Source organism: Fructilactobacillus fructivorans (genome assembly GCF_000814735.1).
Lineage (GTDB): Bacteria > Bacillota > Bacilli > Lactobacillales > Lactobacillaceae > Fructilactobacillus > Fructilactobacillus fructivorans.
On sequence record NZ_JOJZ01000003.1, the window covers coordinates 1 to 1,528 of the forward strand.

General features: G+C 51.3%; 1 rRNA gene. It reads right to left on the bottom strand.

The window, feature by feature from the left end:
* Positions 1–54: 54 nt before the first annotated feature.
* Positions 55–1,528: ribosomal RNA gene (locus tag LfDm3_RS00045) — 16S ribosomal RNA — on the bottom strand; the annotation flags it as partial.

Below are 1,528 nucleotides of genomic sequence, written 5' to 3' on the forward strand. Positions count from 1 at the left end.
CTCTCAAAACTAAACAAGACTTTAATTGTGTAAGGTTTCCGAATTTTTCCTTAGAAAGGAGGTGATCCAGCCGCAGGTTCTCCTACGGCTACCTTGTTACGACTTCACCCTAATCATCTGTCCCACCTTAGGCGGCAGGCTCCAAAAGGTTACCTAACCGACTTTGGGTGTTACAAACTCTCATGGTGTGACGGGCGGTGTGTACAAGACCCGGGAACGTATTCACCGTGGCATGCTGATCCACGATTACTAGCGATTCCAACTTCATGCAGGCGAGTTGCAGCCTGCAATCCGAACTGAGAACGGCTTTAAGAGATTAGCTTGACCTCGCGGTTTCGCAACTCGTTGTACCGTCCATTGTAGCACGTGTGTAGCCCAGGTCATAAGGGGCATGATGATTTGACGTCATCCCCACCTTCCTCCGGTTTGTCACCGGCAGTCTCATTAGAGTGCCCAACTTAATGCTGGCAACTAATGACAAGGGTTGCGCTCGTTGCGGGACTTAACCCAACATCTCACGACACGAGCTGACGACAACCATGCACCACCTGTCATTCTGCCCCCGAAGGGGACACCTAATCTCTTAGGTTAACAGAAGATGTCAAGACCTGGTAAGGTTCTTCGCGTAGCATCGAATTAAACCACATGCTCCACCGCTTGTGCGGGTCCCCGTCAATTCCTTTGAGTTTCAACCTTGCGGTCGTACTCCCCAGGCGGAGTGCTTAATGCGTTAGCTGCGGCACTGAAGGGCGGAAACCCTCCAACACCTAGCACTCATCGTTTACGGCATGGACTACCAGGGTATCTAATCCTGTTTGCTACCCATGCTTTCGAGCCTCAGCGTCAGTTACAGACTAGACAGCCGCCTTCGCCACTGGTGTTCCTCCATATATCTACGCATTTCACCGCTACACATGGAGTTCCACTGTCCTCTTCTGCACTCAAGTTTCCCAGTTTCCGATGCACTTCTCCGGTTAAGCCGAAGGCTTTCACATCAGACTTAGAAGACCGCCTGCGCTCGCTTTACGCCCAATAAATCCGGACAACGCTTGCCACCTACGTATTACCGCGGCTGCTGGCACGTAGTTAGCCGTGACTTTCTGGTTAGATACCGTCGCGACGTGAGCAGTTACTCTCACGCCCGTTCTTCTCTAACAACAGAGTTTTACGAGCCGAAACCCTTCTTCACTCACGCGGCATTGCTCCATCAGACTTTCGTCCATTGTGGAAGATTCCCTACTGCTGCCTCCCGTAGGAGTCTGGGCCGTGTCTCAGTCCCAATGTGGCCGATTACCCTCTCAGGTCGGCTACGCATCATTGCCTTGGTGAGCCTTTATCTCACCAACTAGCTAATGCGCCGCGGATCCATCCAAAAGCGATAGCACAAAGGCCATCTTTCAAACGAAAACCATGTGGTTTTCGTTGTTATACGGTATTAGCATCTGTTTCCAGGTGTTATCCCCTTCTTCTGGGCAGGTTATCCACGTGTTACTCACCAGTTCGCCACTCGCTGCTAACTTAAGTCAAG